General features: G+C 72.3%; 20 protein-coding genes. 17 read left to right on the top strand and 3 right to left on the bottom strand.

The window, feature by feature from the left end:
* The first annotated feature begins 104 nt into the window (after positions 1–104).
* Positions 105–458, top strand: a complete 354-nt coding sequence (locus ACIP4Z_RS16785; RefSeq protein WP_355342557.1) for a PRC-barrel domain-containing protein — start codon at positions 105–107, stop codon at positions 456–458.
* On the opposite strand, the gene ACIP4Z_RS16780 is transcribed toward ACIP4Z_RS16785, so the two are convergent.
* Positions 446–1,087 carry a TetR/AcrR family transcriptional regulator gene (locus ACIP4Z_RS16780; RefSeq protein WP_401308706.1) on the bottom strand — a complete coding sequence of 214 codons (642 nt, stop codon included), beginning with the start codon at positions 1,085–1,087 and terminating at the stop codon, positions 446–448. The genes ACIP4Z_RS16785 and ACIP4Z_RS16780 overlap by 13 nt on opposite strands.
* 141 nt (positions 1,088–1,228) lie before the next feature.
* Here ACIP4Z_RS16780 and ACIP4Z_RS16775 point away from each other — a divergent pair, with 141 nt between their 5' ends.
* The 16 genes from ACIP4Z_RS16775 (at position 1,229) to ACIP4Z_RS16700 (ending at position 18,347) form a co-directional block, all read left to right on the top strand.
* Complete coding sequence (locus tag ACIP4Z_RS16775; protein ID WP_401308703.1) at positions 1,229–2,380, top strand: FAD-dependent oxidoreductase; 1,152 nt, start codon at positions 1,229–1,231, stop codon at positions 2,378–2,380.
* A gap of 325 nt (positions 2,381–2,705) precedes the next feature.
* Positions 2,706–3,359: an RNA polymerase sigma factor gene (locus ACIP4Z_RS16770; RefSeq protein WP_401308700.1), complete on the top strand. Its 654-nt coding sequence runs from the start codon at positions 2,706–2,708 to the stop codon at positions 3,357–3,359.
* A complete protein-coding gene (locus ACIP4Z_RS16765) occupies positions 3,356–4,450 on the top strand; it encodes a CU044_5270 family protein (RefSeq protein ID WP_401308697.1) in 1,095 nt (364 codons plus the stop codon). Before ACIP4Z_RS16770 ends, ACIP4Z_RS16765 begins: the two co-directional genes overlap by 4 nt.
* A 154-nt stretch (positions 4,451–4,604) precedes the next feature.
* Positions 4,605–5,624, top strand: coding sequence for an aldo/keto reductase (locus ACIP4Z_RS16760; protein ID WP_401308694.1), 1,020 nt, complete (start codon positions 4,605–4,607; stop codon positions 5,622–5,624).
* Between the two features lie 270 nt (positions 5,625–5,894).
* The gene (locus tag ACIP4Z_RS16755) at positions 5,895–6,470 is read left to right on the top strand and encodes a hypothetical protein (RefSeq protein WP_401308691.1); all 576 of its coding nucleotides are present in this window, start codon (positions 5,895–5,897) and stop codon (positions 6,468–6,470) included.
* A gap of 147 nt (positions 6,471–6,617) precedes the next feature.
* The gene (locus tag ACIP4Z_RS16750; RefSeq protein ID WP_401308688.1) at positions 6,618–7,589 is read left to right on the top strand and encodes a PQQ-binding-like beta-propeller repeat protein; all 972 of its coding nucleotides are present in this window, start codon (positions 6,618–6,620) and stop codon (positions 7,587–7,589) included.
* A 659-nt stretch (positions 7,590–8,248) separates the two neighbouring features.
* A complete protein-coding gene (locus ACIP4Z_RS16745) occupies positions 8,249–9,322 on the top strand; it encodes a substrate-binding domain-containing protein (protein WP_366823751.1) in 1,074 nt (357 codons plus the stop codon).
* Positions 9,319–10,302 (top strand): ROK family protein, encoded by a 984-nt coding sequence (locus ACIP4Z_RS16740; RefSeq protein ID WP_355342535.1) that lies wholly within the window; start codon positions 9,319–9,321, stop codon positions 10,300–10,302. The genes ACIP4Z_RS16745 and ACIP4Z_RS16740 overlap by 4 nt, the downstream gene beginning before the upstream one ends.
* Positions 10,299–11,123 (top strand): ATP-binding cassette domain-containing protein, encoded by an 825-nt coding sequence (locus tag ACIP4Z_RS16735; protein ID WP_188280229.1) that lies wholly within the window; start codon positions 10,299–10,301, stop codon positions 11,121–11,123. The genes ACIP4Z_RS16740 and ACIP4Z_RS16735 overlap by 4 nt, the downstream gene beginning before the upstream one ends.
* Positions 11,120–12,361 carry a sugar ABC transporter permease gene (locus tag ACIP4Z_RS16730; protein ID WP_391046090.1) on the top strand — a complete coding sequence of 414 codons (1,242 nt, stop codon included), beginning with the start codon at positions 11,120–11,122 and terminating at the stop codon, positions 12,359–12,361. Before ACIP4Z_RS16735 ends, ACIP4Z_RS16730 begins: the two co-directional genes overlap by 4 nt.
* Complete coding sequence (locus ACIP4Z_RS16725; protein ID WP_355342528.1) at positions 12,358–13,383, top strand: SIS domain-containing protein; 1,026 nt, start codon at positions 12,358–12,360, stop codon at positions 13,381–13,383. The genes ACIP4Z_RS16730 and ACIP4Z_RS16725 overlap by 4 nt, the downstream gene beginning before the upstream one ends.
* Positions 13,384–13,489: 106 nt before the next feature.
* Positions 13,490–14,335: a GntR family transcriptional regulator gene (locus tag ACIP4Z_RS16720; RefSeq protein WP_355342525.1), complete on the top strand. Its 846-nt coding sequence runs from the start codon at positions 13,490–13,492 to the stop codon at positions 14,333–14,335.
* On the top strand, positions 14,332–15,429 hold the full coding sequence (gene nagA, locus ACIP4Z_RS16715) for an N-acetylglucosamine-6-phosphate deacetylase (protein WP_401308681.1): 1,098 nt from the start codon (positions 14,332–14,334) through the stop codon (positions 15,427–15,429). Before ACIP4Z_RS16720 ends, nagA begins: the two co-directional genes overlap by 4 nt.
* On the top strand, positions 15,426–16,091 hold the full coding sequence (locus ACIP4Z_RS16710) for an N-acetylmannosamine-6-phosphate 2-epimerase (RefSeq protein ID WP_391046085.1): 666 nt from the start codon (positions 15,426–15,428) through the stop codon (positions 16,089–16,091). Before nagA ends, ACIP4Z_RS16710 begins: the two co-directional genes overlap by 4 nt.
* A 207-nt stretch (positions 16,092–16,298) precedes the next feature.
* Positions 16,299–17,123, top strand: coding sequence for an NAD-dependent epimerase/dehydratase family protein (locus ACIP4Z_RS16705; protein ID WP_401308678.1), 825 nt, complete (start codon positions 16,299–16,301; stop codon positions 17,121–17,123).
* Between the two features lie 231 nt (positions 17,124–17,354).
* A complete protein-coding gene (locus tag ACIP4Z_RS16700) occupies positions 17,355–18,347 on the top strand; it encodes an ATP-binding cassette domain-containing protein (protein WP_391046208.1) in 993 nt (330 codons plus the stop codon).
* A 38-nt stretch (positions 18,348–18,385) separates the two neighbouring features.
* Here ACIP4Z_RS16700 and ACIP4Z_RS16695 read toward each other — a convergent pair whose 3' ends face one another.
* Both ACIP4Z_RS16695 and ACIP4Z_RS16690 read right to left on the bottom strand, forming a co-directional pair.
* Positions 18,386–21,220 carry a hypothetical protein gene (locus tag ACIP4Z_RS16695; protein ID WP_401308675.1) on the bottom strand — a complete coding sequence of 945 codons (2,835 nt, stop codon included), beginning with the start codon at positions 21,218–21,220 and terminating at the stop codon, positions 18,386–18,388.
* A 209-nt stretch (positions 21,221–21,429) separates the two neighbouring features.
* Positions 21,430–24,696, bottom strand: coding sequence for an FtsX-like permease family protein (locus ACIP4Z_RS16690; protein WP_401308672.1), 3,267 nt, complete (start codon positions 24,694–24,696; stop codon positions 21,430–21,432).
* Between the last annotated feature and the right edge of the window lie 252 nt (positions 24,697–24,948).

Genomic DNA, 24,948 nt, shown 5'->3' with positions numbered 1-24,948 from the left:
GCGGGCGGGCACGCGACCGTCTGAGTACGCGTCACCGGCGAGCAGATGCCGCGACGGCATTCTCGTCACTCGGGGCGCGACGTTTCCGATGGAGGAGCCGCGACATGAGGGACAACATCTGGGGCTATCAGCACACCACCGGCCATACGGCGGGGACCGACCTGATCGGTTACCAGGTCGAGGCGACGGACGGTCACATCGGCAAGGTCGACAAGCACTCCGACGACTTCGACTCGGCGTATCTGGTCGTCGATACCGGCGTGTGGATCTTCGGCAAGCACGTACTGCTCCCCGCGGGCACCGTACGGTCGATCGACACGGCGGACCAGAAGATCTTCGTCGATCTCACGAAGGACCAGATCAAGAGCTCCCCGGAGTTCGTCGTGGACGAGCACACCGGTGATACCCACTACCGCGAGCTGGTGGCTCGGTACTACGAGAACCACTACAACATCTGACCCGCCGTCGGGGCGGCGGGGCCGGGCGGGGTGACCGCGGCCGTCCATCCCCGGTCGAGCAGGAGCATCGCCTGGTCGATCGCGGCGACGGGATCGGGACGGGAACCGGCGAAGGCGAGGGTTTCCAGGGTGAAGCGGGCGTAGGCGGCGCAGAGCAGGTCGTCGTGGGGGCGGCCGGTCTGCTCGGCGAGGGCGACGGCCAGGGCGTTCTCGTGGCGCAGGGCCATCGCGCGGGAGTACTCGCGCAGGGCCGGGGTCTGCCGGACGAGCTCCTGGAGGTCGGCGAAGCGCGGGTCACGCGTGTGGGGTGAGGTGGCGAAGCCCGTGAAGTGCGCGCGCAGGGCCTCGGGGATCGTCCGGTCCGCGGGGCGGTCGGTCACCGCGGCGACGAGGCGGGCCTCGTTCCCGGCGTCCTCGTCGAAGACCAGGGCCTCCTTGCCGCCGGGAAAGTAGTTGAACACCGTCGACACCGACACATCGGCGGACTCGGCGATCTCGCGGACGCTCACCTGGTCGTATCCGCGCTCCAGGAACAGCCGCAGCGCGGCGTCGGCGATCGCCTGCCGGGTGGCGGCCTTCTTGCGTTCGCGCCTTCCGGCGGGGGCGGCCCGGTCGGTGGTGTCGTCCATGCGCCGACCGTACCCCGAAAGTTGCCATCGCACCATTATTGGAGTCGTTGTATGTTTGGAGGCGTTCGAATAATGTGACGGCGCCGGACATGCCTGCGGCATCGGGCCGCGGCCCTCCGGCGTCGGCGAGAGGAACCACCCATGAACCCCACGAACCCCGTAGCACCGGCCCAGGCCAGGATCAGCGTCATCGGCGCGGGACCCGGCGGCCTGACCTGCGCCCGCATCCTCCAGCGGCGCGGCCTCGCGGTCACCGTCTACGACCGCGAGGCCGGTCCCGACGTCCGCGACCAGGGCGGCTCCCTGGACCTGCACGCCGACAACGGCCAGATCGCCCTGCGCGAGGCCGGTCTGCTGGAGGAGTTCTTCGCGCTGTCCCGGCCCGAGGGCCAGGAGATGCGGCTGCTGGACCCGGACGGCACGATCACCGTCCGGCACGTCCCGGAAGCCGACGAGCTGTTCAAGCCGGAGATCGACCGCGGGGTGCTGCGCGACCTGCTCCTGCGGTCGGTCGAACCGGGAACGATCCGCTGGGGAAAGGGACTTGAGTCCGTCGGCGGTCCCGCCGAGGGACCGCGGCTGCTGCGCTTCACCGACGGCACCACCGTGGAGACCGACCTGGTCATCGGCGCCGACGGCGCCTCGTCACGCGTACGCCCGGCCGTCTCGGCCGCCGTCCCCGCATACACGGGGGTGAGCTTCCTGGAGGCCTGGTTCGACGCCGTCGACAACAGCCACCCCGAGATCGCCGAACTGGTCGGCCAGGGCATGGCCCACGCGGGCGACGGCGAACGCGCGCTGGTGGCCCAGCGCAACGGCGGCGACCACATCCGCGTCTACATCGTCCAGCAGGTCCCGGCCGACTGGATCAGCCGCGGCGGCCTGGCCGCCGACGACACCGACGCCGTCCGCGCCCTGCTCCAGGAGCGGTTCGCCCACTGGTCGGCGCCCATGCGCCGGCTCATCACCGACAACGACGGCCCCTACGTCCAGCGGCCGATCTTCGCCCTGCCGGTCCCGCACACCTGGGAGCCGCACCCCACCGTGACACTCCTGGGCGACGCCGCCCACCTCATGCCCCCGCTGGGCGTCGGCGTCAACCTCGCCATGCTCGACGCCGGCGAACTCGCCGTCGCCCTGGCCACCGAGGCCACCGTCGCCGACGCCGTCCGCGCCTACGAGAGCACCATGCTCCCCCGCTCCACCGAGACCGCCGAACTCCTCGACGGCGCCGTCGCGGACCTCCTCACCCCCGACCTCCCCGACTTCGCCGACGCCCCCGCAAGGCCCTGATCCCACAGGGACCTCTTACGGCCCTGAGCCGCGAGGGCGGATTCCGTCATACGAACCCCGGCGCTCCGTCGGTGGCGGGACGGAGCGCCGCGGGCCCCGGTCAGCAGCTCGTGAAGGCGACGCGGGCGTTGTCGTAGGAGCAGACGTCGAGAACGAGGCCGGGCACCCCCCTTGCGGGCCCGGCAGACCCGTACTTCACCAGATAAGGAGCGCACCGTCAGCCCTTTGTGCAAACCGGACGCACCGTTACTCTCGGGCGCGGGAAGCGGGCGGGCGGGCGGCTGTGACGGCGGACACAGGAACTCGGCCGGTGCTGCGGAGAGTAATGAGTGTGACGCAAACAGAACCAGCGGAGCCGTTGCGTGGGCGGATCCGTGCCGGAGACCGTTCCGCGTTCGCCGAGCTGTACGAACAGAGCGCGCGGGCGGTCTACAACCATGCGCTGCGGCTGACCGGGAGTTGGCCGGAGGCCGAGGACGTGATGTCCGAGACCTTCCTGGCCGCCTGGCGCGGGCGGGAGACCGTGGAGCCGGAGGGCGGGTCCCTCACGCCATGGCTCCTGGGCATCGCCACGCACAAGGCGCACAACGCCAACCGCGGACGGTGGCGCAGGCTCGCCTCCCTCGCGCGCAGCCCGGAGCCCCGCGCGGTCGAGGACTTCGCGGAAGAGGCGATCGGCCGGATCGACGACGCGCGACGGCTGGCCGCCGTCCACGAGACGCTGCGCCGACTGCGCCGCCAGGACAGGGAGGTGATCGCCCTGTGCGTGGCGGCCGGGCTGGACTACCGGCAAGCCGCCGAGGCACTGGGCATCCCGGTCGGCACCGTGCGCTCGCGGCTCTCGCGCGCCCGCAAGCGACTGGCCGACCTGAGCGCCGTACCGGCACGCGACACGGCGGGGGAACCGGACCGCGTTCCCGGAGAGAAAGACGGCGAGGCCGTGTTCGCGGCGCTCTTCTTGCAGGAGGAAACCCGATGAAGGCTGACAACGCGCCCGCCACCGTCCCGGCCGAGGCGGAAGAACTGCTGGCCGCCTCGGCCGCCTGGGACCACCTTTCGCCGAGCCGCCATCGGCACCTCAAGGACGTTCTGATGCGGCGGATCGACCAGGACCTCGCCCGCGGGACCCGTACGACGGCGACGACGACGGCGACGACGACGACGCCGATGGTGGCGACGGCGGCGGCCCCACAGCGCCGCCGCCGGCAACCGCGTCCGATGATGGTGCTTCCCGTGGCGGCCGCACTGACCGCCGTGCTCGTCGTCACCGCGTCCGGCGGCGGACACGCCCCTGGGCACTTCCCCGCAGCCCCTCCGGCGCACTACAACAGCGCGTCCGCCACGCTCAGCCGCATCGCCGCCGTCGCCATGACGGCCAACGTGACGCCGGTGAAGGACGACCAGTTCGTGTATGTCGAGACGCTGACCCGGGGGAACAAGGGCGCGTTCGGCGGCCAGGTCCGGCTCGGCGCGCTGCACAAGCAGGAGTACTGGACCGTCCAGCGCCCCGGCCCCATGACGGAGGAGGGCTGGATCCGTGAATCGGGGAAGGACGCGGTGATGCCGGGGCTGGGGCCCATGGTGGCCACCTCGCCCGTGTACGCGGGGCTTGACCACCCCACCTACAAGTGGCTGGCCACGCTGCCCACGGACCCCGAGGCGCTGCGCGCGCTGCTCTACGCCGAGACCGAGCCGTGGGGCACCTCCTCGCTGGACGAGACCGTCTTCTCGAACATCGGCGGGATGCTGAGCACGGCGATCATGCCCCCGGCCACCGCGTCCGCGCTGTACCAGGTCGTGGAGAAGATCCCCGGCGTCCGCGTGGTGCCCGACGCCGTCGACGCGGCGGGCCGGCACGGCTTCGGCATCACTCGCCACGACCCCGGAGCCGCCACCCGCGACACGTGGATCTTCGACAAGGCCACGCTCACGTATCTGGGCTCGCGGTCCTACATGATCGGTCACCAGGGCGACGGCACCGCCGTCGAGACGTTGTACGGCGTGAATGCCGTCATGCGGCGCGGCGTGGTCGACCGCCCTGGTGAGGTCCCCGCGAGCGTCGAGGGCTGACGACGGGCGGGCCGGCCGCCGCAGCCGGACGGTGGCCGGACGAGTTGCCGGATCAGTCGCTGTACGAAGTGCCGGACGAGGTGCCGGACGAAATGCCGTACGAAGTGCCGGACGTATTGCCGGATGAGACCGGCACGACAGTGGAGAGCGCACCATGAAACGCAGAGTCCTCGGCGGTACGGGTATGTCGGTGAGCGAATTCGCCCTCGGGACGATGATGCTCGGCGCGATGGGCAACACCGACCACGGCGAGTCCGTGGCGATGATCCACACCGCGCTGGACGCAGGCATCAACTTCGTCGACACCGCGGACGTCTATTCCGCGGGCGAGAGCGAGGAGATCGTCGGCAAGGCGCTGAAAGGGCGGCGTGACGAGGTCGTCCTCGCCACCAAATTCGGGCTGCCGATCGGATCGGACGACAACCGGCGGGGCGGATCGCGCAGGTGGATCACCCAGGCGGTGGAGGGGAGCCTGCGCCGTCTCGGCACCGACCGCATCGACCTCTACCAGATGCACCGCTGGGATCCGTTCACGGACCTCGACGAGACGCTTTCCGCGCTCTCGGACCTGATCCGGGCCGGGAAAGTACGGGCGATCGGCTCGTCGCTGTTCCACCCGGAGCAGACGGTCGAGGCGCAGTGGGCCGCCGAGCGCGGCCACCACCACCGCTTCCGGTCCGAGCAGCCGCCGTACAACGTCCTGCTGCGCGGCGTCGAGGCCACCACGCTGCCGACCGCCCAGCGATACGGCATGGGCGTCCTCACCTTCGGCCCGCTCGGATCCGGCTGGCTCTCCGGCCGCGCCGATCCCACCGCCGGTCACCGCAACGCGGGAGCTGCCACGCCCCTGTTCGACCAGGCGGAACCGGGGAACCGGGCCAAGGCGAAGGCCGTTGGAGAGCTCACCGAACTGGCCGCCGAAGCGGGGCTGAAACTCGCCCATCTGGCCACCGCGTTCGTGCTGACCCACCCGGCGGTCACCTCGGTCCTCCTCGGCCCGCGCACCCCCGCGCAGCTCACCGACCTGCTGGCCGGCGCCGACGTCGCACTCAGCGACGACGTACTGGACCGCATCGACGAGATCGTCCCGCCGGGGGTCAACCTCAACCAGAAGGACATCCTCTTCCTGCCCTCCACCCTCGGCGACAAGCACACCCGCCGCCGCCCCCGCTGACGCCGCCCCAGGACGAGTTGCCCCCGACGACGGGCTCGGTCCCCTCCAGGTGCGCGGGGACCAGCTTGGGGCTGTTTCCTCCAGGGACGACCGATGACCCCGGGGGCCCAGCGGCACACCGGGATGGGGTCCGTACGGGCAGTGACCTGTACGGGCCACGATCTTTCGGAGGGGGCCGCACCGGCACCGGGCTTGACATCGTGACGACGCGTTCGCGCGATCCTCGGGGGTAGACGACTGTCCTTGTGGCGACGGCAGTTGGGGGCGCGGATGAGCAGCGAGTACCGCCAGGACGGGGATGTGGACTGGGACGGTGAACGCCGTTGGTACGACCGCCTGTGGGTGCGTGTCGGGACGGCAGTGGCCTTCCTCGCGGTGATGTACGCCGCGCTGTGGTTCTGGCTGGGCTTCAACTTCGGCGGTTTCGCGGGAGGCTTGGGCGCCGCCACGGCGGGCTTGTGGCGGCAACGGACCTTCCGGCGACACCTCGCCCAGGAGGCCGGAATCCGGCCCCGGCAGATCCCGGTGATCGCCCGCCGCCTGCGCAAGGGACGCGTTCCCGCGGACCCGGCCGTACGGCACGCCATGACCGTCCTTCTGCGACGCCAACGCAAGGCGGCGCGCAGCGGCCTTCGGTGGCTGCCCTGGCTCGCCGGGTTCTATCTCGTCCTCGGCGCCATCTTCCTGATCGTGGGTACCACCGGCTTCGGTGTCTTCTGCCTGACGATCGGCGTCCTCCTCGCCGCCGCCCGGGCCGCCCACAGCCGCACAACCAGACGCCTCGACCGCGCCGAAGCCCGACTCATCCCTCCGCCGCCCCCTCCCGCCACCATGGCTCGCGGCTGACGGTGACACTCTCCGTCGTGCATGGTCGCCTTCAACGAGGTGCGTCGATCCGTCAGGGGTCGAGTGGGGAATTCTGGGATGCGGCCTCCGCTCGTCGGAGCTCTGGAGATTTGTCGGCGCCGCGTAATGCGGAGATTGGGAAGCGTTGTGCTCGAATTGCTAGATGTGGTCCTGGAAACAGTGTTTGCAGAAGAAGCTCCGGACGGCGTCGTGCCGGTTTTGGCTCAAGGTGAGAGTGATACACCCATATTGCTCTCAAACGGTACCGGCTACGATTTTTGGCGTTGGGACCCTCGCACCGGTGAAATGCTCTGGAGGTTTGCGGGTGAGGATCTGATATCGACGCTTGCGGTGGCCACCCCGACGAATGGTGATGCCGTCGTCGCGGTGGCCACGGATATCGGGGTGGTGCGGGTTGATGCTGCAAGTGGCAGGCCCGTGCCCGTTGGCGCGATGGCTGAGTTTGATGACACCGCTTGGGACGTCACCAGTGGGCCGCTGCCCGGTGGGCGAGCGTTCATCGCTGTTGCCGCGCAGTGTGAGCCGTTCATCCACTATTGGGACGCGACTACCGGCGAAGCGTTGAGCCCTCAACTGACGGGGCCGGATTATCCGCTGAAGACCATCACGTCACTGTCGCTCAAGGACGGCACGGTCCTCATCGCGGCGGAGGACGAGGCTGGAGTTGTGTATCGGTGGGTCGCCTCGACCGGCGAGCCATTCGGATCACATATTCATGGTTTCGGCGAATACAACATGAGGATGACCGCGCTGACGCATCCCGACGGCCGGGCTGTCCTGGCGTCACTCGACATGAATGGAAACTTGTCTCGGTATAACGGGGTGACTGGTGAGCCGCTGGGTCCTGCTTTGTCGATGGGCTCGGACGTCGGTGCCATCGCCGCGGGCTGTTTGAATGAGTCCGCGCTTCTGTTCGTGTCTTCCGGTGCGGGCCCTGTGCACATTCTCGATGCCTTCACGGGTGAAGCCGCCTATGCGCCGATCCCGGGTAACAACCCAGCGGTTCTCGAGTGTTCTGACGGCGCTATCCTGTTGGCTACGGTTCACGCATCCGACGACTATGCAACGGTGAGCCGATTGACTCATCCTTCCGGCTAGCTTGGCCACTGCGGGCGGCCCGCCGAAGTCGGCGGAACCGCCATCGGCCGGTGCTGGGCTTGGAGCCGCCCGGGAATGGATCTTCGCCCACCTGAGGCACCTGCGGTGAGCCGAGGAGGCTGCGCCGATCCGGTCGCGCGTCCGCTCGCCGGGCATCTTGCGGGTCCTCGTCCACGCCGCCGCCCGTGCGCTGTCGTCCGCTGGGCCCACGTGCGTCCCCAAGGTCCCACAGGCCGTCCAGTTCGCTTGCCTCCGGTGAGGCGCGTCCGGGCCGGCCTCTTCCTGTCTGCGGGGGCTTTCGGTTCGGAGGGGGTGGGTGCGGCGGGGTGGGATTGGATACGACCGGTGGTTCGTACCAGAGGGAGGGCGGGGGGTCGGGGGGAATCGCGGGGGAGTTGGGGTCGACGGGGGCGGCGGCGCGGGGTGTGCGGGTGGGGCGGGGGGAAATTTGCTGGTCACCTCGGTGTAATACCAGTGGTTTGCTTAGGTTATCGAGCTGTAATACCAGAGGGTTGACCACTGGTTGATACCAGATCTAGCTTGAGGCAACTCACCCCGCTACACATGGCTCAGAGGTGGACGAAACTCTCATGAACGTTACTTCTCATTCACACCGCCGACGCATGGCCGTTGCGGGGGTGGCTGTAGTTGGAGCCCTCATGCTGGCCTCGTGCTCGTCGGACACATCCGACGCGACCTCCGGCTCGACCGGCGGCTCCGGCGGCGGCAAGGCCAAGGACAAGCCGATCGTGGCGCTGCTGCTCCCGGAGAACGCGACCGCCCGGTACGAGGCGCGGGACAAGCCGACCTTCGAGAAGCAGCTCGCGGAGAGCTGCCCCAAGTGTCAGCTCCGCTACTACAACGCGGCCGGGGACGCGAGCAAGCAGCTCAGCCAGGCCGAGTCCGCGCTGACCGAAGGGGCCAGCGTGCTGGTGATCGACCCCGTCGACTCCAAGGCCGCCGGGGCCGTGGTCGCCAGCGCCCGCAGGCAGGGCGCGAAGGTCATGAGCTACGACCGCGTCATCTACAACGCGGCCGTGGACTACGGGGTGAAGTTCGACAACGTCCAGCAGGGCGCCGTCGGCATGCAGTCCCTGCTCGACAAGCTGAAGAAGGACGGCAAGACCTCCGGCAACGTCGTCATGATGAACGGCGACCCCGTCGACTCGGGCGCCAAGCCGGAGAAGGACGGCGCGCACAGCGTCATCGACAAGTCCGGCTTCACCGTCGCCGCCGAGTACGACACCAAGGGCTGGTCGGCGGCCAACGCGCAGAACCAGATGCAGCAGGCCATCACCAAGCTCGGCGCGTCCAAGATCGCCGGTGTCTACGCGGGCAACGACGGCATGGCCACCGGTGTCGTCGCCGCGCTGAAGAGCGCGGGCATCAAGCCGATGCCGCCCGTCACGGGCCTCGACACGCAGCTCGACGCCATCCAGAACATGGTCGCGGGCGACCTGTACGAGAGCACGTACCTGCCGGTCGAGACCGAGGCGCGGATCGGCGCCAAGGCCGCCGCCGCCCTCGCCACCGGGCAGAAGCCCTCCGGCGAACTGCTCAACGGCACCATCGACGACGGTGCGGGCAAGGTGCCCGCCTACCTGCTCGAATCCATCGCCGTGACGATGGAGAACATGAAGGAAATCCTGCTCGACAGCGGCTATCTGACCGTCGATCAGATCTGCACGGCCAACTACAAGAAGGCGTGCGTCGAGGCGGGACTCATCAAGTGACCTCCTTCTCCACCGGCGATGCCGCCCAGGTCGTCGCAGTCGACCTGGGCGGCACCACCGCCCGCGCGGCGCTCGTCGACCGCGGCGGAACCGTGACCGCCAGGCTCAAGGAGCCCGTCCGGCACGACGCGGCGCACGAGCAGGTCGCCGATCTCATGACGCGGATCGCGGCCGGTACGGACGCCGTCTCGGCGGTCGTCGGACTGCCGGGACGGGTGGACCACGTCGAGGGCCGTCTGCACGTGGCGCGCAATCTGCCGTCCACCGACCTCGGCCGCCTGTCGGCCGCGTACCTCTCCGAGGCCACCGGACTCGCCGTCGAGCTGGCCGGTGACGCCGAGTTGGCCGCGATCGGCGAGGCGTACTTCGGCGCCGGGTCCACCGCGGGGACGACGGCCTATCTGACCCTCTCGACGGGGATCGGCGCGGCGGTGGTGAGCGACGGCCGCGTGCTGTCCGGACGCGTGTCGGGGTTCCAGATCGGATTCCTGCACCTGCTCGGCGCCGGGCGCCCCATGATCGAGGACCTCGGCTCGGGACAGCGCGTACGCGAGGCCGGGCGTGAACTGGGCAGGGACGTCGACTACCGCGCCCTGACCGACCTCGCCTCAAGCGACGGCGCCCCCGGCGCCGACCCCGTACCGACCGCGCCCCACCCCCGCGCCCTGGCCGCCGCCGCCCTCACCGACATCGCCGACGCGGCGGCCGCCGCCGCGATCCTCCTGTGCCACGTCGTCTCACCCGACGTACTGGTCGTCGGCGGCGGCCTCGCCCGCGCGGCCGGCGCCCAGCTCCTCGACGAGCTCGACCGCCGCATCGGCGACACCGCGCGCTCGCACGTCTCCTGGGACGTCGACGTACGCGCCGCCGTGTGCGGCGACGACGCCGGTCTCGTCGGCGCCGGCGCGTGGCACCTCGCCCAACCGATCGCGGTCGCCACCGCGGCGGACCGACTCGGCATGAAAGGAGACCGCCGATGACAACGACCGTTGACAGGGCGGCCGACCGGGCGGGAGAACGCCCGCCGCCCGTGCTGGAACTCGAACACATCAGCAAGAGCTTCGGCGCCGTTCAGGCGCTCAGCGACGTCAGCATGACCGTCGCCGCGGGAGAGGTCGTCGCGCTCGTCGGCGACAACGGCGCGGGCAAGTCCACCCTGATCAAGACGATCGCCGGTACGCACCCCCGCGACGGCGGCACCATGGCGGTGAACGGCGAGCCGGTCTCCCCGCGCAAGCCCACGGACTCCACCCGCCTCGGCATCGCGACGGTGTACCAGGACCTCGCGCTGTGCGACAACCTCGACATCGTCGCCAACCTCTTCCTCGGCCGCGAGAAGCACCACGGCGGCTTCCTGAGCGCGCTCGACATGGAAGAGGTCGCCGTCGGGCTGCTCAAGCGGCTCTCGGTCAAGATCAAGGACCTGCGCGCGCCCGTCTCCTCGCTCTCCGGCGGGCAGCGCCAGTCGGTGGCCATCGCGCGGTCCCTGCTCGGCGACCCGCGGCTGGTCATCCTGGACGAGCCCACCGCGGCGCTCGGCGTCGAGCAGACCGCCGAAGTGCTCGAACTCATCGAGCGGCTGCGGAGCGAGGGGCACGCCGTCCTCATGGTGAGCCACAACCTGGCCGACGTCTTCGACGTGGCGGACCGCATCGTCTGCCTGCGGCTCGGGCGCAGCGTCACCGAGTTCCCCGTCGAGGGGACCACAGAAGAACAGGTCGTCGCCGCCATCACCGGCGTCGCCGACAGCAGTGCCCAAAAGCGCCGGACGCTGCGCCGCGACCGGGCTCAGGAAGGATGACCGTGACCACCAACACCGCAACCGCCCCCGCCGGGCAGAGCGTGCTGCCGCCAGGACCGCCGGCGCAGGAGAACTGGGTGCGCGAGCGCGTCCAGCGCCTGCGTACCGGCGACTTCGGGGCGCTGCCCGTCATCCTCGGCCTCGTCGTCATCTCGCTGGTCTTCCAGATCGCCAACCAGCGGTTCCTCTCGCCGCAGAACCTCTCCAACCTGAGCCTGCAGATCGCCTCGACCGGCGTCATCGCGCTCGGCATCGTGTTCGTCCTGATCATCGGCGAGATCGACCTGTCCGCCGGATCGGTGAGCGGGATCACCTCCGCCTCCATGGTGGTGCTGAGCATCAACCAGGGCTGGCCGCCGGTCCTCGCGATCGTCCTGGCCGTCGTGTTCGGCGCCGCGATCGGCCTGTTCCACGGCTTCATCTTCACCAAGCTCGGCGTTCCGTCGTTCGTGCTGACCCTGGGCGGCCTGCTCGCCTGGCAGGGCGGCCAACTCCTCGTCCTGGGCAACCAGGGCACGATCAACATCCCCTACGACGGCACCATCGCCTCGCTCGCCAACACCACGCTCCCCGCGTGGATCGGATACGTGATCGCCGCTGTCTACGCGGGCGCGGCCTTCGGCGGGACGGTCCTCACCGCCAGACGGCGACGCGAACGCGGCCTGACCGTACGGCCGCTCACCGGGGGCCTGGTGCGCGCCGGAGTGATCACAGTCCTGATCGTCGCGGCGACGACCGTCTTCGCGCGGTGGCACGGCATACCCCTGTCGCTGATCATCTTCGTCGGACTCGTGGTCCTGGTCGACCTGCTGCTGCGCGGCACGACCTTCGGCCGCAAGCTGTTCGCCGTCGGCGGCAACGCCGAGGCGGCCCGGCGCGCGGGCATCCAGGTCGGCACCGTCAAGGTCATCGCCTTCACGATCGCCTCGTCGCTCGCCGCCTTCGGCGGTGTGCTCGCGGCCTCACGCCTGTTCGCGGTCAACCAGGCCAGCGGCGGCAGCGACATCCTGCTCAACGCGATCGCCGCCGCGGTCATCGGCGGCACCAGCCTGTTCGGCGGACGCGGCACCGCGTACTCCGCACTGCTCGGCATGCTCGTCATCGGAGCGGTGTCCAACGGCATGGATCTGCTGAACCAGACCTCCGCCGTCAAGTACGTGATCACCGGCGCCGTACTCGTGGCCGCCGTGGTGATCGATTCCCTGGCACGACGAGGAAGGGCGGCCAGCGGCCGATGAGTGTCAACGCGTTTCTGCGCCAGGGGTTCATCCCCTTCGACGAGGGCGTGCTGAGCCAGACCAGCCGGCTCACCGAGGTCGCACCGGTGCTGCGCGAGCGGGCGCTCGCCGCGGCGGGTGCGGTCGGCCGCCCCGACCAGGCCACGTTCATCGGCATCGGCGCGAGCCTCGCGGCGCTCGCCGCACCGGTCGCCCACCTGTCGGCGCGCGGCATCCCCAGCGTCCGGCTCAACGCGGCGCAGGCGGGGCCGTTCGACGAGACCACCACGCTCGTCGCGCTGTCCCAGTCGGGCCGCAGCCGCGAGACGGTCGACGTGATGCGCGCGGCCACCGGCCGCAAGCTCGCGGTCGTCAACGTCACCGACTCGCCGATGGCCGCCGCCGCCGACTCGGTGCTGACCCTCGGCGACCTGCCCGACAGCCTCGCCTCGACGATCGGGTTCACCGCCTCGGCGATGGCCGTCTCCATGCTCGCCGAGACCTGGACCGACGGCGAACCGTCGCCGACGTGGCTCAGCCTGGGGGAGCGGCTCGCCGGGTTCCTCGACGCGACCTCCGCGCAGGCCGAGGAGATCGCGGACCGGCTGTCGGCCGCGTCGATCATCGACCTGGTGGCGCCCGCGGACCAGTACGGGGTCGCCGAGAGCGGCGCGCTGCTGCTGCGCGAGGTGACGCGGGTCCCCGCGGCGTCGTTCGAGACGCGGCAGTACCTGCACGGGCTGATGGAGTCCACCCACCCCTCGACGCTGCACATCGTTCTCGACGGTCCCGACGACGGGCAGATCCTCCGCGCCCTCGGCTCGCTCGGCCGTCAGATCGTCGAACTGCGGACGGGCGCCCCCGTCGTCCACGGCGAGCGGACCCTGGTCGTGCCGGTCGAGGCGCACAACCCCCTGGAGATACCGGTGTTCGTGGCGGCGCTGCTGCAACAGGTGGCGCTGCGCTCGGCGCGGGCGCGGGGGATCGATCCGGACGAGTTCCTCTTCCTCGACACCGGAACCAAACTCGACGACGGCGAATAGCCCGGCCGGGCGGCCGTACGAGGGCGGTACGGCCGCCTTCGCACCGTGCGACACGGGCTGCTGATTACGTTCATTCCCACCAACTCCACGAGACACAATCGGGGTCATGTCTACTTCGCCAGCACTGCACCGCAAGGTGGCGCAGCACCTCAGGGAACGCATCGAATCGGGTGTGATCGAGCCCGGTTCGAGACTGCCTTCCGAGCGGGTTCTCGCTGAGCAGTTCGACGTCAGCCGGGTCACCGTCCGTCAGGCACTGAAGGATCTGGAGGCGGCCGGCCTGGTCACCGTCGTCATGGGCGCCCGGTGGGTGCGCGGGCAGACGCCCGCGCCGGCCCCGGCCCGGCCCGCGGACCAGGACGAGGCGGAGTCGATCGAGGAGGGCGCCACCGGGCTGGTGAGCTTCTCCGACCTCGCGGAGGCGAACGGCCTGACCTCCAGCTCGAAAGTGCTGAAGTGCCTGACCCGCGCCAGCTCGCTCGACGAGGCGGACCTGCTGGGCGTCGCCCCGGGCGCACCCATCGTCGACCTGGTCCGGCTGCGGTATCTCGACGGCATCCCGACCCTGATCGACTTCTCGCTCATCCCTGAGCAGTTGGCGCCGGGCCTCGGCGACCACGATTTCACCACCGCTTCCCTGTACTCCACGCTCTCCGACGAGTACGGCCTGCACGCGGTCAGAGCCGACTGCGTCATCGAGGCGCGCGGGGCCACCGCCGACATCGCAGAGAACCTCGGCCTTGCTCCGGGCGACCCCGTCCTGGGGATCGTCCAGACCACGTTCGACGAGAACCGCCGGGTCGTGCAGTGGTGCCGCAGCGTCTACCGCGGTGACCGATACCGCTTCCGCGCCGCCCTCCAGGGCCAGGCCGGCCGCGCGCACCGCCATCAATCCGCCGCAGAGCCGACCGGCCGCGGCCCAGCCCCCCATATAGCGAGGTTGTATCCATGAGAATTTCCGCACGCGGCGCCGTCGTCGCCGGCGCCTGGGTGAAGGGCGACGTCGAGGTCGACGGCGGACGGCTGGTACGCACCGGCCTGCCCTCGACCGGCACGGGGTACGTCCTGCCCGGCCTGGTCGACCTCCAGGTCAACGGTTACGGCGGGGTCGACTTCAACGCGGCCACGGCCGAGGAGTTCGAGCGGGCGCTCGCCGCCCTCACCCGCGACGGCGTCTTCCACGTACAGCCCACCGTCATCACCGACTCCGAGGAGAACGTGGTCCGGCAGCTCGGCGTGCTGGACAAGCTCCAGGCGTCCTCGCCTCCCGGCGCGAAGGTCGTCGGCGTGCACGCCGAGGGCCCGTTCCTGTCGCCGCACCACCGGGGCGTGCACCGGCCCGAGTACCTCCGCGACCCCGACATCGGCATCGTGCGACGCTTCCTCGACGCCGGGCCGCTGCGTACGATCACCGTCGCCCCCGAACTGCCGGGCGCGGCGGAGCTGATCGCCTGGGCCGCGGGCCAGGGGGTCATCGTGCAGGCCGGGCACTCGGGCGCCGACGCGGCGACCGCGTACGCCGGTTTCGACGCGGGCGCCCGCGCGGTCACGCACCTGTTCAACGGGATGATCGCGTTCAGCCACCGCGCGCCCGGCATCGCGGGCGCCACGCTCAACCGGGAGGAGGTCGCCATCCAGCTCATCGCCGACGACATCCATCTGGCGCGGGAGACCTCGCTGTTCGCGCTCAAGGCCGCCGAGCACCGCATCATGCTCGTCACCGACGCCGCGTCGCCCGCGGGGGCCGGTGACGGTGTCTTCACCGTGGGCGGTTTCACCGTCGAGGTCACCGACGGGGTGCCGCGCCTGCCCGACGGCACCCTCGCCGGCAGTACGGTGACGCTGCTCCAGCAGGTACGCAAGCTGGTCGAGCACGACTGGCCGGTCGACCGGGCGGTGAACCTGGCCAGCCGCGCGCCCGCCCGCTTCTACGGGCTCACCGGCGCGGGGGAACTCACCCTCGGCGGCCCGGCCGACCTGATCGTCACCGACGAGGACGTCGCCGTCGAGCGCGTCCTGGTCGCAGGAGAGGAGTTCGCGGCGTGAACATCCTTCCTCGCGGCCTGATCGTCTCGCTCACCCCGTCGCCCCAGTCGCCCTGGCAGAACATCGACGATGTCGTCCGGCTCGCCGCCGCCGCTCAGGCCGGTGGCGCCGTCGCCGTGAAAATGGACGGCCCGGACGCCGTACGCGCGGTGAAGCGCGCGCTCCCCGGCTTCCCCGTGCTCGCCGTGAGCATCGACGGCTCGCACGGCGGGGTCGTCCGCATCACGCCGACGCTCGACCACGCCGCCGCCCTGGTGGACGCCGGGGCCGACGTCGTGGAACTGGAAGCGGACGCGGCGGCGCGCCGACACGACGGCCAGGACCTGGCCGAACTCGTCGCGTCCTTCGTCGCGCTGGGCAAGCCGGTCAAGGCGGGCGTGCCGGGGATCGACGACGCACGCACCGCCGTGGAGGCGGGCGCCGCGATCGTCAGTTCGTCCACGATGGGCTACCCCGCCAAGGCGAACTCCGGGCCCCTGCCCGACCTGGGACTTGTGGCCACCCTCGTCGCCGGCGCCGGGGTGCCGGTCGTCGCCGAGCGCGGCTACTCCACGCCGGACGACGTACGCGCGGCCCTGGCCGCGGGCGCGCACGCCGTCGTGGTCGGCTCGGCCATCGTCGACCCCGTCTGGCTGACCGCCCGCTTCGCGGGCGTGGCCTAGGGCCCGTCCGGCCCCACGCTCCTCGCCTTCGCGGTCCGAACGCCCAAGCCGACCAGCCCCGTTGCCGCCGGGTGACGGCGTCTCCTGTCGAGGCGGGCGGGGCGTCGCACGGCGGGTACGGCGCCTCGGACCGAATCCGCGCGGGGCTGGCAGAATCGGGGTGTGAGCGCCGAGCGGAGGATGCGGGACCCTGGCGGGGCGGTTGTCGTGACGGGAAGCTCGGGCCGGGTCGGATCGGCCCTGGCCGCGGCCTTCGACGCGGCGGGCCGGGAGGTCCGCGGCGTGGACAGGGTGGCCGGCCGCTGGACGAGCGTCGTCGCCGACCTGCGGGACCCGCGCGAGCGGCGGGCGGCGCTGCGGTCGGCCGACGTCCTGGTCCACACCGCCGCGCTGCACGCCCCGCACGTCGGGCGCGTGGCCGATGAGGAGTTCCGCGCCGTGAACGTCGGCATGACCGCGGAACTCCTCGACGACGCCGCGCGCCTCGGTGTCCGGCGCGTTCTCTACATCAGCAGTACCAGCGTCTACGGCCACGCCCTGGTGCCCGCCGACCGCGCCGTCTGGGTGGACGAGCACCTCACGCCGCTTCCCCGGGACATCTACGACGAGACCAAGCTGGCCGCGGAACGCCTGGTCGCCGCCTGCGGCGTCTCCGCGGTCACGCTGCGCATCGCGCGGTGCTTTCCGGAGCCGCTGCCCGTACGCGCCCGCCATCTGCTCCACCGGGCGGTCGACGTGGCCGACGTCGCGGCGGCGGGGGTCCTGGCCGTGACGCGCCCTGAGGTGACCGGCACGTTCAACGTCTCCGGGCCGCACGTATTCCAGCGTGAGGACTGCGTCGCTCTCCACCGCGACGCGGACGCGGTCCTCGCCGGTCGGGCTCCTGACGTGGTCGAGGCGTTCCGCGACCAGGGGTGGCCGGTGCCGGATCGTCTGGACCGCGTGTACGACTCCACCGCGGCAACGAACGCCTTCGGCTACCGCCCTGTTCGCGGCGTCCGGGAACTCTTGCGGAACGCCCGCGCGGTCTGACGGCACGCTGTCCGATCGACGGCATGCGGATCGTGGCGGATGTGACGCGGGCCGAAGCGGACGCGACGACCTCGGCGACGCTGACCCCTGATCGAGGTCCGGTCCCGCGGACGGCGGCTCCCGGGCGGGTTCGCGCATTACCCTGGCGGCTGTCCGACAGTGGGATTCGCAGACTTCACCTTATCGGGGGACCGCGTGGCAGTTCACCAACAGCCCACCGGGGCAACGGACTTGGCCGAGCTGCGGCGGCGGGCCGTCGCGGCGCCACGGCGGGAGGAGGGGCTGGTCGTCTGCGAGAACCTGGTGCGGATCTACCAGACCGAGGGCGTCGAGGTGCAGGCGCTCCAGGGCCTCGATCTCGCCGTGGCCCAGGGCGAGATGATCGCGGTGGTCGGGGCGTCCGGCTCCGGGAAATCCACCCTGCTGGGCATACTCTCCGGCCAGGACGTGCCCACCGCGGGCGCCGCCACGGTCGCCGGACACGACCTGCTGACGATGAAGCGCCGCGAGCGGCTCACCTACCGGCGGGGCACCGTGGGCTTCGTCTGGCAGCAGACCTCGCGCAATCTGCTGCCCTACCTCTCGGCGGCCGAGAACGTCATGCTTCCGATGACGTACACCGGGATCAAGCGCTCCCAACGCCGGGCGCGGGCCGAGGAATTGCTCGACCTGCTGTCCGTCGGACACTGCCGGGACCGTACGCCCGACACGCTCTCCGGCGGCGAGCAGCAGCGGGTCGCCGTCGCCGTGGCCAACGCCAACGAGCCGCAGGTGCTGTTCGCCGACGAACCCACCGGCGAACTCGACACCGCCACCAGCGACGAGGTGTTCGCGGCGCTGCGCCGGGCCAACGAGGACCTGGGCGTCACCGTGATCGTGGTGACCCACGACGCCCTGGTGTCCGAGCAGGTCCAGCGCACGGTGCGGATCCGCAACGGCCGCACCTCGACCGAGGTGCTGCGCCGGGTCACCACCGGCGAGGACGGCGTCGAGGTGCTCACCGCCGAGGAGTTCGCGGTATTGGACGCCAGCGGGCGGCTGCAACTGCCCGGCCAGTTCACCGAGCGCCTGCACATGCGCAAACGGGTGCGGCTGGCCCTGGAGACCGACCACATCGGCGTATGGCCGGACGAGGCCGCGCGGCGGGCGAAGTCCGCGGCGGAGAGCGCCGCGGGCGCAGGAGACACGGAGGGCGACACGGAGTCCACCGAGAGCGCCCCGTAAGCCCTGCGCTCGACGGCCGCACCCTGAGCCGCGGCCGTTCACGTGAGCCGCAGCACGGCCCCCAGTCGCCGCCGACGCGCGAGGACGGTCTCGGCCGCGGCGGCGACCAGGATCAGCGCGGTCACGGCGACGACGAGGGCGAGCGTCAGCGAGTAGTCGGTGCGCAGGGCCGGTTGGGCCGGGCCGCCGGTGAACTGCCGCAGGTCCAACGCCGGTGCCATGAGCCGCGGTTCGAGCAGCCCGAGCAGCGTGCCGCCCACCGCGGAGGCGACCGCCAGCGGCAGCAGTTGCAGGAAGTGCAGCGCCCCGGCCTCCTTGCCGCCGAGCCCGAGCGTGCGCAGGAACGAGGCGGTGCGACCGCGCTCGTGCGCGGTGAGGGTCAGTTCCAGGGCGAGCGTGAGCAGGCCGGCCAGCGCGGCCAGGATCGACGTGACGGCGTAGGCCGTGTCGAGTCCCCGCGTCAGCCCGTCCGCGCGCAGGGCGCTCAGCGTTTCGGAGCGGACGCGGATCCGGGCCAGCGGCCCGAGCGTCTGGGCCGCCGCCGACCGCAGCGCGGCGGGCGTGGCGGGGGCGGTCCCGTCGGGAGCGCCGCCCTTGAGCAGCATGACGGTGCTCCCCGAGGACTGCTCGGGCATCAGGTGCTCGGCGCCCGCCGTGGTGATCAGCAGCGGCGTCCCGGCGGGGATCCGCGCCGTGACCGGCCCGAGGAGAGGGTCGTGCAGGTCCGCGCCGGTGAGGGTGCCGACCGGCGTGAGAACCAGGTCCACCGGGCGCCGACCGAGGATCGAGACACTGGAGGTGAAGCCGCCGGTGCGCTCGCGCGCCCGCAGGTCGGGCGAGAGGAAGGACGGCAGCGGGACGCGCGCGTCGATCCGGGTTCCCGCCGGGGTGGCCAGCCCGGACAGCAGGGCGGTGGCCAGCGGCGACTTCGGTGCGACGGCGGCCAGTTGCCGGGGGTCCACGGTGATCACGGCGACCTGCGTGATCAGCGCGCCGTCGACCTGTCCCACCAGGTCGAGGGTGTGCAGATGCTGGACGACGGTCCGTATGCCCTTGCCTGCGCCGGTCCCCGGCGTGGCGGTCCCGGTCGTGGCCCCGTTCGCGGTCCCGGCCACGATCGCGCTCGCGTCCGCGCCGGTGGTCCAGTCCGCGCCCGCGGCCAGGCCGTCGCCGATCGTGCGCTGTACGAGTCCGCCGAACACGGCCGTCCCCAACGTCAGGACCAGGACGAACAGCGCCAGCCCGGTCGCCGGGGCGTCGTGGGCGGCCCGTGCCGCCCCGATGAAGCCCACCGCTCCCCGGGCGCGCCGGGTCCGCCGCAGCACCACGCGCAGCGCGAGCGGGGAGATCCGCAGCAGGAGCAGCACGACGGCCAGCGCCACCAGCACCGGCACCGCGCCCAGAATCCCGTCGGGCCCCTGCGAACGCAGCGCGACCACGCCCGCCGCCGTCGCGAGCAGCACCGTCAGCTCCAGGACCACGCGGCGGCCGGTGACAGCGCGGCGGCGCGAGCGCCGCGGTCGGCCGGGCCTGCGCGGCTCGCGGACCGCGAGCCACGTCATCAGCGGCACCGTCACCATCACGACCGCGGCGGCGAGCGCGGCGGGCACCGGCTGCGGCGATCCGGACGTGCCGCCGGGAGCCAGGGCCCGCCCGGCCGCCCAGCCGAGCGCAGCGCCGATCAGCACCACCGGCCAGGCCACGGCGCAGCGCAGCAGCACCAGCCGCGCGGTGGACGCGCCCCGAGCGCGCTGCAACCGCAGGTGCGCCCGCCGTCGGCGCAGCAACAGCCGTACGGCGACGGCCACGGTCGCCAGCGCGACGGCGGCCAGCGCGTCGACGGCGTACATCGCCAGCGCCCTGGCCTGATGGTCCTGAGCGGTGAACTCGGCGAGCAGCGGCGTCAGGAAGTCGGTCACCAGCAGGGACCCGGTGGCCTGACCGCGTACGTGGCAGCTGATGTCGCCGGAGATCCAGTCGGTTCCCTGGCACAGGACGGCACTCAGGTCCGCGCCGTAGTGCGACAGCGGCCCGGCCAGCGCGCGGGCCTGGTCGAGCGCCGCTCCCGACAGGTCGGCCCGCAACTGCCAGGTCACCCGGGGCCCGACGACCCCGGCCCCTGCGAGAAGGTCGGCGGCGTCGAGGCCGACGAGGCCGCTGACGGCGAGCACCGTGCCGGCGGAGCGCTCCGCCGGGTAGCGCGTCGGCTGGTCCAACGACGCCCGCCCGGCCCAGAAGCCGTCGGCCGCGGCCGTGGTGCGGTAGACGCCGCTGACCAGCAGGTCGACCTGGGGCGGCGCGTTCCCCACCGCGGGCGTCCTGGCGAATTCCAGCGTCAGTCGGCTCCCGGCCGTGACGCCCAGGGCCCGCGCCGTGGCCTGCGACAACCCGATCTGGGGCGCGGTGCCCAGCGGTGTGCGGTCGGCCGGGGCGCGGCCGCTGACGTAGCGCAGATGGGCCCGCGCGGACGGCAGGTAGCTGAGCGCCAGCTTGGTAGCGGTGTTCGCGGGGCCGGGAGGCGGCGGTGCGACCAGGGACGCCGGGTTGTAGTCGTAACCGCCGCCGACGGAGGTCAGGCGGCGCGCGCCGGTGCCGCTGAGCTGCTCGGTGAAGGTGCTTCCCGCGCCCAGCAGGGTGGCCATGTCCACCGCGGGCGGGTCGGTGTCGAAGACCTCCGGAGTGGCGCTGACGCTGATCAGCGGCGCCTCGGCCTGCGCCGCCGCGACGCGCTGCCGCAGCGCCCGGTCCTCCTGGCGGCCCACGACGGCCGGGGCCCAGGCGCACAGCGCCGTCAACACGATCACCATGACCGTCAGGCAGACCAGCAACGGGAGGTCGCCGCGGGTCTCCTGACGTATCAGGCGCAGTGTCACCGAGGCGCCCGTACCGCCCGGCCACCTCACCGCCGTGTCCGCTCCCGCCGATCCCGTCTCTGTCGTACCCGTTGCCCCAAGTCCCTTTCCGGTCATGCCCGTTCGTTCGGCTCGCGTCTCCGCCCCGTCCGTTGCCCCACGTCCGCTGTCCGCCGCGCCCGTTCCCTCGGCTGGTGTCCGCCGCCCCGCGCGGTCGCGTCCGGTCCGGCTCATCGGTCCTCACCCGCTCGCAGCACGCGTACGAGGTCCACCCGGGCCAGCAGCCGGGCGAGCGCCAGCACGATCGCGCTGATGGCCACAGCGGTCGCCACCGCCGTCAGCGTCACGGTGCCCCACGGAGTGACGTTCGGCAGCGGGGGATACGGGGCGTGGCCGCTGTCGTCCACGGTGACCAGCGGCAGCACCGCCGAGGCCAGGGCCATGCCCATCAGCGCGCCCGGCACCACCGCGAACAGCGCCAGACTCAGCTGCTCGGCGCCCAACAGCGCGTACAGGCCCGTGGACCGGACGCCGATCGCCCGCAGCAGCGCGAATTCCTTGCGGCGCTGCCGGGTGGAGACCACCGCGTGCACGGTGAAGGCGATGACCGCGAAAGCGGGGGCCAGGTAGCGGACGAGTTCCAGCACCCGGCGCAGCCCGGCGCGGAACGGGTCGTCGCGCAGTGCCGCCGCGGTCCGTTCCGCTGTCGTGACCCGGCCCAGCGCGGGCCGCGCCTCGGCGGCAGCGGCCGTACGCGCGCTGTCGGTGCTGCTGATCCACCAGAACGCGGGATCCTCCTGGTCGACTCCGGCCACGGTCATCGCGGCGGCGAGCTGGCGCTGATCGGCGATCAGATGCCCCTGCCCGCGGCCCAGTCCCGGCAGCGAGTCGACCAGGCCCACGATCGTCGCGGTGATCCGGCCGCCGCCCAGATCCAGTGTGGTGGTGCTGCCCACGCTCAGGCGCGTGTCGCGCAGGGCCGCGGCGTCGGCGCGTACCGGGAGCGGCGCAGGACGGCCGGCCGGGCCCGCCACGAGGCGCACCTGGCTGCCGGGCCGGGTCTCGTAGTCGCTGTCGGCCAGGCCGCCGAAGGCGTCTCCGGTCGCGGTCGAGGCCCTGACGCCGGTGCTGACGGTGGTCCTGAGCACCTCGGAGCGGCCCGGGGTGATCGCGCACACCCCGGGAGTGCCCGGACTGTAGTCGCCCGCCGGTTTGCCTTCGCAGGCCCCGGCGGTGGCGTCGGAGGCGTGGGTCGTACCGTCGGCCCAGACCTGGCCGCCGGGAAGGCCGGTGACCCACGTGTCCGCGCTGTCCCGCGCGCCGACCCGGATCAGCTCCAGGTCGAGCCGCGCGGGCCGCGCGTTCGGCTGCGGCAGGACGTTCACGGCGGTCACCGTCAGCGGATACGCCCGCGGGTGGCCGTCGCTCAGCGCCACGTCGAGGGGGACCACGACGGTGTGCCGGGCGCCGTCGGCGGCGGGCAGGCGGGTCGCCAGCGTACTGACGAGGCCGGACGCGTCCTGCACGGTCAACTCCAGATTCGGCGCCGCGCGGCTGCCGTCGCTGCGCAGCCGCTCGTCCAGCAGCAGCGCGGTCGGACGGCCGGGGAGCGGCACCCCGAAGACGACCGGTGACGGGGTGGGGGGAGCGGGCCCGCCGACCGTGCCGACCAGGCCCTCGGTGGCGTCGCCCGGCAGGTTCACCGTCGACTGCGTCACCGGGGTCACGGCGGTCACCGCGGGCAGCGCGCGATAGGCGGCGCCCAGTACGGACGAGGGGTAGCCGCCGTCCGCCGACGGCTGGACGCGTACGTCCGCGCCGACGGTGAACGCGGCCTGCTCGGACGCCAGTCCGCCCAGGCAGGCCAGCGCGGTGGTCGCGAAGGCGCTCACGGACACGGCCAGGCACATCAGGACGACCGGTCCCGCGTTGCGCGCGGCCCGGCGGCTCAACTGCCAGCCCGCCAGCGCGAGGGCCAGGCCCCGGCTGCGACGGCCGAACGCGTCCAGGAGCAGGGAGGTCAGCGGCAGCAGGCGCAGCAGCAGGAGGGCGGCGGCCCCGGCCACCAGGGCGGGCACCAGGACCAGCACCGGGTCCGCGCCCGCGCCGCCCGTGCCGACGTCGGCGATCAGCGAATGGTGCCGCCGCAGCTCCAGATAGCCCAGGGCCGCGACGGCCAGCAGCGCCAGGTCGGCGCCCAGCCGCTGGGCGGCGGCGCGTACACCGCGGGCCGGCCGGGACCGCGTCGAGCGCAGGACGGGCAGCAGCACCGCCGCCGCGTGCACCAGCAGGGTCAGGCCAACCGCCGCCCACGCGGCGGTTCCCCGGCTGCCCGGGCGCAGCAGCCCGGCCAGAAACGGCGCGACGGCCGCGGCCGGAACGCCGGTGACCGCCCACTCGGCCGCCGCCGCGCGCAGCAGTCGCGGGGTGCCCGCGCCCCTGGCCTGCTGGAGTGCCAGTTCGTCGCGCCGGTGCTCGGTGAGCTGGCGGGCGGCCAGTACCAGGGTGGCCAGGGCGAGGACCGCCAGCAGCACGCTCGGCAGGTACAGCGAGGACCGGGCCGCCACCATCGGCACCGCCAGGCCGTCGATCGCGCCCGGCAGCCCCGAGGCCACCGTCAGGTCGTCCAGAGCGGGCTGCCGTCCGCCGAACACCGACACGCGGCTCGCGCTGCCGGAGAAGGCGCGCATCCGGTCGTGCAGTCCGGGGAGGCTGTCGGCGTCGATCCGGGCGAAGTCCGGCTGCATACTCCAGTGGGCCGTCAGATGGCTGTTCAGGACGACGCTCCCGTTGAGAGCCGACGCCGAGACCACGAGCAGGTCCTGGCTGGCGGTCTCGTCCGCCGTCACGTCGCCGGCCATCGCGGGCCAGAATCCGACGGGGCCGGTCGGCCGGAAGACGCCGGTGATCCGCAGCGTCATGGAGTGCCTGAAGCCGTCGCGCACCTGGAGCCGGGAACCGGCGGTGACTCCCAGCCGCCTGGCCAGCGCGTCCGGCAGCGCCGCGTCGACCGGGGCGGTGGACCCGGCGGCGATCCGTACGTCGGGCAGCGAGGTGAAGGCGTCCGCCGTCGCGTCCGCTGTGCCGGCCGGCCACCGTCCGGCGACCAACTGCCCGAATCTGCCCGCGTTTTGGACGGCGACCGGGTGCAATCCGGTTCCCCCGGGGCCGCGCGGCGGGCCCGTGACCCCGTCGATCCCCGTCACCGAGACCGGTGAAGAACCCAGCAGCCCCACATAGGTGTGCTGCGGCACCCCGGCGAACGTCCGGTCGGCGGCGGCCCGTACATCCCGGTCGGCGACGGCCATGCCTCCGGCGCGGAAGGGCGCGTTGACGGTCACCTGCGCGTCGAGGTCGGCGGCCAACCGCCGTACGGCGCCCGCCTGTACCGAACTCCCGGCCAGCGCCGCCAGTGCGGCGAGCGCCGTCGCGCACAGCAGGACGGTCACGGCGACGGCGGCCAGCACCAGCCCGTGCTGCGTGGCCTGCCGTACCACTGTGGGGAGCCGCCGTCGGGCCGGTCCCGGGACTCCCGGGCGTCGTCGCGGCGACGACGTGAAGGCCGTGGCGACCACATGAACCCCCGCGTTATCGAACATGTGACGGTGACGGCGCGTCACAGTCCTACCAGGGCATCCCCCAACGGGGCAAGCAGAGGCCCGGCGCGGGCCTGTGGGGAGGAGGCCCGGCGCGGGCCTGTGGGGAGGCCCGGCGCGGGGCCTACGGGGAGGCCGAATCCCGGCCCGGCG

Source organism: Streptomyces sp. NPDC088910 (assembly GCF_044749865.1).
Classification (GTDB): Bacteria; Actinomycetota; Actinomycetes; order Streptomycetales; family Streptomycetaceae; genus Actinacidiphila.
The sequence above is the reverse complement of the archived record's forward strand: the minus strand, read 5'-3'. Positions and strand labels throughout refer to the sequence as shown.